General features: G+C 56.2%; 7 protein-coding genes. 4 read left to right on the top strand and 3 right to left on the bottom strand.

What is annotated here, in order from left to right:
- Positions 1–300 precede the first annotated feature (300 nt).
- From ACUNV4_RS22885 to ACUNV4_RS22870, 4 genes are all read left to right on the top strand, one after another.
- Positions 301–1,485, top strand: a complete 1,185-nt coding sequence (locus tag ACUNV4_RS22885; RefSeq protein WP_430880956.1) for a hypothetical protein — start codon at positions 301–303, stop codon at positions 1,483–1,485.
- Positions 1,486–1,513: 28 nt separating this feature from the next.
- Complete coding sequence (locus ACUNV4_RS22880) at positions 1,514–2,344, top strand: mechanosensitive ion channel family protein (protein ID WP_430880955.1); 831 nt, start codon at positions 1,514–1,516, stop codon at positions 2,342–2,344.
- A 289-nt stretch (positions 2,345–2,633) separates the two neighbouring features.
- Positions 2,634–3,035, top strand: coding sequence for a host attachment family protein (locus ACUNV4_RS22875; RefSeq protein WP_430880954.1), 402 nt, complete (start codon positions 2,634–2,636; stop codon positions 3,033–3,035).
- A gap of 45 nt (positions 3,036–3,080) precedes the next feature.
- A complete protein-coding gene (locus tag ACUNV4_RS22870) occupies positions 3,081–4,037 on the top strand; it encodes a mechanosensitive ion channel family protein (protein ID WP_430880953.1) in 957 nt (318 codons plus the stop codon).
- A 22-nt stretch (positions 4,038–4,059) separates the two neighbouring features.
- Here the strand turns inward: ACUNV4_RS22870 and ACUNV4_RS22865 are convergent, their stop codons facing one another.
- The 3 genes from ACUNV4_RS22865 to ACUNV4_RS22855 form a co-directional block, all read right to left on the bottom strand.
- The gene (locus ACUNV4_RS22865) at positions 4,060–5,748 is read right to left on the bottom strand and encodes a hypothetical protein (protein WP_430880952.1); all 1,689 of its coding nucleotides are present in this window, start codon (positions 5,746–5,748) and stop codon (positions 4,060–4,062) included.
- A 247-nt stretch (positions 5,749–5,995) separates the two neighbouring features.
- Positions 5,996–7,792 (bottom strand): hypothetical protein, encoded by a 1,797-nt coding sequence (locus tag ACUNV4_RS22860; protein WP_430880951.1) that lies wholly within the window; start codon positions 7,790–7,792, stop codon positions 5,996–5,998.
- 263 nt (positions 7,793–8,055) lie between these two features.
- A complete protein-coding gene (locus ACUNV4_RS22855; RefSeq protein WP_430880950.1) occupies positions 8,056–8,427 on the bottom strand; it encodes a hypothetical protein in 372 nt (123 codons plus the stop codon).
- Positions 8,428–8,695: the final 268 nt, after the last annotated feature.

Genomic DNA, 8,695 nt, shown 5'->3' with positions numbered 1-8,695 from the left:
AGGTCGATGAGGTCGATGAGGTCGATGAGGTCGATGAGGTCGATGAGGTCGATGAGGTCGATGAGGTCGATGAGGTCGATGAGGTCGGGGCCAGTTCTGCTCCGCGCCGGTTACGGGTGTCAGAAGGGAAGAACGAATCACCGATTTGCCAACATCGGCTTGCCTGAAGTGTCGATGAGAATGTAATTCTCATCAGGTGGAAGAAGCGACAGGTTGAAACAGGATCGTTCTGCGCATGCCTGTCAGTGGGTACGCTGGCGGAATTTCCAGATAACAACACAGAATTAAGACTTGTATTATATGGAAATCATACCTCTCGATGATCATGAGCGACCGGCCGGGCCTGCGGTGAACCGTCTGGAAGACTGGTATCAGGCGTTGCGCAAGAAGATCGTTGACCAGGGTTCCGAAGTCACGGTGACAGAAGATCAGCTATCGCTGGCCAGTATCGAGTGTATACGTGCCTTTTCCAGAGAGCCGGATTGCGACTTTGTCTTTCAGGCCATGGACAAGGCCTACCTGGACAGGATGAATGACGAGTCCGGTGATGAGCATCTGCACTTGCTGGTATTCCCCCCCTGTGATCGATCGAACAGGGTGGCAAGCTGGGCCGAGATGCATGGCATGGATATTCTCACTGCTCCTGATCGTTCCGAGCTGTTGTCCAGAGATCGCGCGGAGGTAAACCTGCCGGTGGGGCAGGGGCCTCTGGTCATTCCGAAGCTCGAGGACTGGTTTGTTCGCCATCGGCAGGGACTGAGGCATATTCGTGCGTTGCTGTCAGCCTTGCAGAATACATCCCGCAGTTGTCTCGTATCCTGCAGCAGCTGGACCTGGATCTATCTGAAGAAATCGGTCAACGCCGATCTGGTATTACCGGCACCTGACTCTCTGGCTCCCATGAATGCCGACAGCCTCGGGGAATGGTTGCTGTCGCTGCTCTCGGAGCAATCGGACCAGTCGATTACCTTTCGTGATCACTCGGACGGCAAGGAGTTGCTTCGTCGAAGCGAGGATGGCACGTTCTCCGAAGATTTCATGGCGCAACTTGCCGACGACAGTGCCGGCATACCCTGGATAGCCTGGCAACTCTGGCGTCGAAGTCTGCGCACGGAAGCCGAGCGTGCAGATCAGGTGGAAGAATCAGAACAAGAGGCCGATGAGGCTGATGAGGTGGATAAACAGCAGGAGGCCGAGAGCAAGACAACGGTTTTCTGGGTTGTCAGAGGACAGCCGCCGACCCTGCCTCGCGGGCATGAACGCGCTGCCTGTCTGGTATTGCAAGCCTTGCTGATACACGGTTCCTTGCCCGATGAGATTCTCGGTTCGGTACTGCCTTCGATAGGCGAGTCCAATCTGGTTGTGGCATTGATACGTTCCGGATTCATCGAGCGTCATGATGGTGCGCTGCGTTGTCTCGCAACGGCCTATCCGGTCATCTGGACAACACTGTCCAACTCCGGCATGACGATGGCACATTTCTAATCATTCTACTGAACACAGCGAGCAGAACATGGCCAGTCTGACTACCGGAGATGTCAAGGCTTCGAAACTGATCAATGACATCAGTGATATCAGCTTCACCCAGATTTTCATCATCATTGTCTCAGTCTGGTTTCTGATCTACATCACTCGCAAACTGCTACCGGTGCTGGCAAGACACGGGCCGAGCAGGCTGAGGTTGTATTTTCTGGCTGCTGTCCCGTTCATTCGTCTGTGTCTGCTGGCAGCGTCGGTGTTGATGATCATACCGATCATCTTCAACATCACGTTGCAGAATTTTCTGGTCATTGCCGGTGCCGTCAGCGTTGCCATCGGCTTTGCGTTCAAGGACCTGGCCAGCAGCCTGATTGCGGGAGTCGTGGCAATTTTCGAGCGTACCTATCGGCCGGGTGATTGGGTGAAGATCGAAGACGATTACGGCGAGGTGCAACAGGTTGGTTTGCGTGCCATTACCCTGCGAACGCCTGATGATGACATCATCACCATTGCCCATGATCGAATCTGGGACAACAACATCAGTAATTCCAACGACGGTGAGCAGACATTGATGTGCGTGGCAGATTTCTATCTGGACGCAGCTCACGATGCTGCAGCTATTCGCACTGTGCTACACGATATCGCACTGACCAGTGCCTATCTGGATTATTCCAAACCGGTACTGGTCATCCTTGCCGAGGTTCCCTGGGGGTCACACTACAAACTCAAGGCGTATCCGTTCGACATGCGTGATCAGTTCGAATTCATCAGTGACTTGAGCGTCCGCGGAAAGCTGGGCATTCGCGAGGCGGGAGGCAAGGAGGTTCAGGCGCCAGCGATGATTCAGACACCGGGGCAGGCGTAAATCCTCCGATGTGATTGTCCGTCCACCATGAGCCGGGGGCTGACAATGCTCACACCGCCGAATACCAACAGGCCGTCTTGGTCGAAGTGGCAGGATATTGCGACGTCACCGTAGTCGCTTCGTCGGGATAATGCAACTCCAGGCGTATGGGTTGCAGTCATTCACCTGATTCTGCTTGGGTTCAGGTCGCATGGCCAGGCTGTAGAGATGGATAAGTTTTTCAATAGGCGTTTGCATCAAGGTCAGGAATGTACCTTGGCCGTTAACCCGACGCCAGGAAAACGAACCCATGAGCAAGAACTATCCACATGACTGTCTCATCGTTGTGGCTGATGGAACACAAGCGCAGCTGTACCGCAATTCTGCCAGCGATGGGTCACTGGTATTGAAGAAAGTGGGTGAGCTGGAGCCAAGCTCTCTGGATGATGATGGCCCGGCGGGGAACCGGCCAGTTGAGTCATCCTGGCAAGAGACCGACGAAGCAACGTTCGCCAAACAGCTGGCGCATCACCTGAATCAGGCCGCTCACGGAAATCGATTTGATCAACTGGTGCTGGTCGCAGATCCGCAAACACTGGGGCAGATTCGTCCAAGCCTGGACAAAGCGGTCAACGACCGCCTTCTGTCGGAACATGCAAAGACGTTGACGACTGCCAACGATGCGGACATCGTGCGATCGCTGACAAGCTGATGCTGATACATGAAACACTGGCATACTCGAAGAGGTTGATACGACGTGGATGAAATCGATGCCGACACAGGCAATATCTTCGAGAAGCTGGATGCCTGGCTTGATGGTTTCCTGCGATTGTTGCCCAATATTGCCGTTGCGCTGGTCGTGTTGGTCGCCGCGATTGGTATCGCATGGTTACTGGCGAGATTGACCCGAAGCCGGGCTGCCGCACGGGACCGACAATCCCTGGGGGAGGTGGCCAGCGCCCTGATCAAATGGGGAATCATTCTGGTTGGTGGCATGCTTGCGGTATCGATCATTGCACCGTCAGTGAAGCCCGGCGATATTCTGGCAGGTCTCGGCGTAGGTTCCGTCGCCATCGGTTTCGCCTTCAAGGATATCCTGCAGAACATGTTGGCAGGCATTCTGATCCTGCTGAGACAGCCCTTTCAGGTTGGTGATCAGATCGTCTCAGGTGGGCATGAAGGGACCGTGGAGAAGATTGAAACACGGGCGACTTTTCTGAAGACCTATGACGGCACGCGTGTCGTCATCCCCAATTCCGATATCTATACCAACGCGGTGGTTGTCAAAACCGCCTTTGATGCCATTCGCTCCGAGTATGATATCGGCGTTGGCTGCAATGACAGCTGGGAGGATGCCAAGAGGTTGATTCTGGAGGCTGCCTCTGAATGTGAAGGTGTGCTGAAGGATCCTGCGCCAGAGGTGATTCCGATAGCCATGGCTGATTTTTCCAACAACATACGGTTGCGTTGGTGGACGAAGTCTGACCGTTCCACCGTGATTCATACCTTTGGCAGGGTGATCGAGGCGGTGTATGTCAATCTTGACGATAATGGCATAGACATGCCCTATCCCACCAGCGTGGTGTTGTGGCATGACCAGACCGAAGAAACCGACGGCGATCGTCGGAAACAGCGCGAAGGCTGGCCAGCCGGGAAGGCAGATGTACCCAGAAAGGCACGGAGCGTCGAGTCTGGCGAATCCCGAGCAGAGTGACGGACGGCACTGCGCTTCGGGGTCAGCCGGTGTTGCTTTTTTCTGCGCTGGCGTTGTGAATGGTCAACTGCGGAAACGGGATATTCCAGTCGTTGGCATTGGCTGCAGCTACGCAGGTCTGCTGAATCAGGCGGTTGAGCTTGAAGTAGTCACTGGCCACGTCGCTACTCATCGTGGCGAAGATCAGAAAATCGAGGGAAGAGGCATTCGCACTGGCCAGTTCGACGATCAGCTTTTCCAGGTGTTTCCCGTAGCCAGCCTCTTCCAGTGCGTTCTGCACGTCCCCTCGTAGCGTTTCGGGAACTTCGGTCAGACTGATTGACTGCAGAGCGTAATCGAATCCGAACGTCACGGACACGCCGAAGGTCTTGTCGCGGGACAGGTTGATGAGGTTGATACCATAGAAATCCTGAGTACTGTAGGTCATCGTCATACCGCCCTTGACCGAGATTTCCACCAGGTCTGGCGTCTGAACACGTATCTGACCAAAGGTGCCATCAGGCAGAATGACGTAGTCTCCACGATTGCTGGGGAACCACAGATTGTTCTTCACTGGCCGGGATACCAGGGTGCCGATGACCTCAAGAGGTAATCGTATGACACCGTCCAGTGCCGGGTTGCGCAGCACCGTATGAAGGTTCAGTGACATGACTTGCCAGGGCAGGCCATTGTAGACGATCCGCTCATCCTCCCTGACCGCGCCCAGATTCAACAGCAGGCGTGCCTCCCGGACGTATCGAGGCAGATACTGCCGAAGCCCCAGCGCCGTTGCGACGATCAGCAGAAAGGCGATGGCGAGAAGCAACAGATCTTCCCGAACGTAGAGCACCACCAGAGTGACCATCACGATGATCAGAATGGTCACCAGGTAGAAGCTGTATTCCAGTAGCCGGAACCAGGTACTGTTGCGCCGTTGGTCCTTGGTGGTGAAGCGTGTGGTGTAGGTCCACCACAGGAAACGCATCAGTGCCCAGGTCAGAAACCCGGTTGCCAGAGCGATGACCAGAGTCAGTCCGCGACCAAGCAGAAACAGACGAGTGGCAGGCCAGATGCCTTCGAAGAAGGTTTCCTGATCTTCGCTGAGGCGCTCCAACTGAGCCTGAGCAACCAGACGTTGCTGCTCGTACTGCGCCTGCTCATCGCGCCACTTGGAGAGTAGGTTGGCAACGCGCAATGTTGCCTCTTCATCGAGAGTGCCCGCAGGAATGGCCTCGAGTTCACTGACTGCCTGCCTGGTGATCTGCAAGCGGGCTTCGCTGCGAAAGACGGTATCGCGAGCCTCGGCTACCTGGCGCGGTCGCTTGGTGATCGATTTCAGTGATTCGATCAGCGGATTCAGGATGTCGAGCAGATCTTGCCGCCAGTCGGTGGTCACGACATCTGCGCCTCGCAACAGGGAGGTGTCCATATTGCTCAGAGCGATCATCTCGAACGTGTCCGACAGATTGCCGATATCGCGATTCAGATTGTTTAGTGTCTTCTGCTTGTCGGCCGGGATGGGGTCGCTTCTACCGGCGAGGGAGTTCTCCAGCTCGGTTCGCTGTGCGGTCTTTTTCTGCAGCAGTCGCGCCAGCTCATCCAGGCGTATGGCCTGCATGTCTTCAGCGTCGATACTTCTCGCCGGTGCATCCGTTTCGCTTTGAGCCCACCCTGTTGCCGGAGGCAGGCAGCACAGGAATAGCAGGAGAAGAAAGCGAATCTGCATGATCATGCTCGTGAAAACTGCGGCCCTGATGAAAAGTGGTGTCTGTCGATTTGCGGCTTTACGCCCGGTCGGCAAGGATAGCGTATGAAATTGCAAATTTCGCTCCACAAGCTTCACTCGCCGGAAGTGGCTCACGGCACTCCATGCTTCCCGGCCTGCCGCCCTTGTTCCGAAGGAGGCGGATCAGGTTGAGCCGCTGTCTGCCCTTGAATTCTGTAACCTGCCTTGGACCTGTCACAGGGCTCGCGTCTTGTCAGGGGATGGTAAAGGGTATCCGGTGTACCGCCGTGTCGAATTTACCGTTGGTGAACAGACGCGCCTCGAAGTTTCCGGTTCCCAGGTATTGCTGCAGAAAGTCGAGTTGTCCATGGTCAGGGCCGCGTTCGCCCAGTTGCTGGGTTCCGTTGGTATACAGCCACATCAGCAACTGACTGTCGGGTGTGCCAGCACGCGCAATGCTGACACGGTCGCTCCGTCCCTGATTGCTGTCCACGAAATTGACATAGACGCGTGGAGGCTGCTCTGCAGATCGCACCAGGGGCTGCAGGCGGTAAACCGCGTTGTCGGCGTTGTCAGGAGCGTTGGTGCTGTCGGTGCCGTGAGCCGTCATTGACACCACCGCCGCCGAGCGTTGCGCTGTGGCTGCCAGAGGTTGAAGGGCGGTGACCGACAGATCTTCCAGCTCGACGGCGTAGGTATCGACAGAGCCGGAGTCATGCCAGTCCGAGTTGAACAGAATTCGTGAACCACTGGGGCTCATCACAGCGTGGGGTTCACCGAAGTAGGCGCCACGATAAGTTGATCCCTTGCTGGCTGACTTGCCCATGGTTCTGGTGTGGGCGAGGCGGCAGGTGGTCGGATTGTCCGGGTTGGCGTGGGTCAGGCTCAGTTCCGAAAACAGCAAGGGGGCACTCTGGCCATTGTGCAGATAGCTCAGATTGCCATAGCCGATGGTCGTCATGGTGACCCAGCCGGGATTTTGATTCGACACTGCTGACAGGTGTACGCCTTTCAGGGGATAGTTCCAGCCGGTGCTGCGGCCGACCATGACCTGGCAACGATCTGCCTGGATATCGTGAGCAACGATTGCACCCTGCCCCCCGTCACTGTCCGCGTTGCAACCGTTCTCCAGTTCGTCGTAGCGAGGGGAGAAAACCGCATCATTACCATTGGGCATCTGTCCAATGGTCTGGTGTTCCAGCTTTGGCACCGAGTATCGCCGCCCGTCCCTGGCCGTGAAGGAGCCGAGGGTGCTGTCCAGTCGATACAGAAAGTTCATGCCGGCATCGAATACGCTGTCCTGTACGAGAACACGTTGTCCACTGGGCAGGGGTGCTGCGGCTACGTCTGGACGAAACCCGAAGGCATTGCCGCCTTGTGGTCTGGCAGGGTCGAGCGCAACCGGCTGACTGATCTGTCCTGTACGCACATTGACATGAAAGCTGATATCGGACGAATTGCCATGGACATCGTTGTTCTGGCATCGCAAGCCTACCAGGTCTCCACCAAGCCCCTGGATGTCATTGCCACCCTTGGCGGTCTTGCCACGACGCTCGGCAGGTGGACCGCAGATGGGGTCGAGATCGGCCACCAGACTGCGCTCACGCGTCTGCACATTGTATCTGACCAGTTTGCCGAACAAGGGGTCATCAGTGGGGCGGCGCTGGATGAAGTACAGGCTTGACGCATCCTGAGCATCCCAGTAGATGCCTTCTATATCTGCCGCCGAGAACTCCATGGGGCGAATGTATTCATAGGTCTTGCCATTGTAGAGGTGGTGCCCTGCGGTGCTGTCGCCGGTGTGGTAGAGCATCAGCAGAGACTCGTCTGCATTCCATGGTTGCACTGTGTTGTACAAGGTGCGATGAGCCGTGCCATAAGTGGCATTGGTTACGCGAGTGACGCGTGTACCGAATGCGGGGTCGGTATAGGACTGCCGCACGTCTGGTCTGTCCATGGCGGTGACAGTACGGGATTGGCGATCAGTGATCTTGCCGGCACACCAGTCCTGAGCGGCTGCAGGCAGACTGCTGGAAAGCAATGCGTACATGGTAATGATGCCGGTTGCAGATGCTGGTTTTCTGACACATCTGCGCGTTTGCTTGTCCACTCTGAATACCCACCGATTTCGCATGTTCGGCGCGAAGGTATCTCAATCGGGGTCATTCCGCCTGTTCTCGTGTGGATAGAAATCTGTGTTTCGGGTGCCGTTTTCTCGATCAAGGGGCACGGTGGCCATCAGGAGCCGCGGTTTACATTGATTTCCGGGCAGGACGGGTCAAGATGACAGGTTCGTAGGGACTGGCCGGGTCGTCAATCCTGACGGCCCAATCGCCTGCAATTGGCTCTGACACGTCTGTTGGCGGGATGTGCAACGCGACGACTGTTGTTGATCAAGGCAGTGTTGAACGCGTGGCAGGGGTTGCTGCTCCAGCAGCCCGTCATCATGTCGATCCACAGTTGCATGGGGGTCTGGCTGAGCGCCAGAACTGTTTCAGCCCAGGCATGATTCTTCTCACTGATCATCCGCTCCAACTCGTTTGTCGCCTTGAGTGGGTCGGTCAACATGAGCCAGGGCATGGCTGCCAGCCTCATGTGAACAACGTTGGAGGATTTCATGGCCAGGCGTGTCCAGGGCTCCAGAATGCACTGGTAGATGGCAAAGTGCGATGTGGCGGTGTTCATGGGCGTCGAGTCCGTTGATTGAAGGCGTCTCAACTGACTCGGTCATTGACAGTGCTTCGCACGTGTTGACAAGCGTTGTGGCGGGAACACAGGCGTATCGCGTTGATCGAGACTGCTTGTTACGCGGGGATGCTCCGGTAGTCGTGCTGCAACACCTGTGCCCGCGCGATCGGTACTGATACAGGGTAACGTGAGGTGAGGTGAGGTGAGGTGAGGTGAGGTGAGGTGAGGTGAGGTGAGGTGAGGTGAGGTGAGGTGAGGTGAGGTG

The sequence above is a fragment of the Granulosicoccus sp. 3-233 genome (assembly GCF_052681095.1).
Note: the sequence above shows the minus strand (reverse complement) of the source record. Positions and strands in the feature narration are given on the sequence as shown.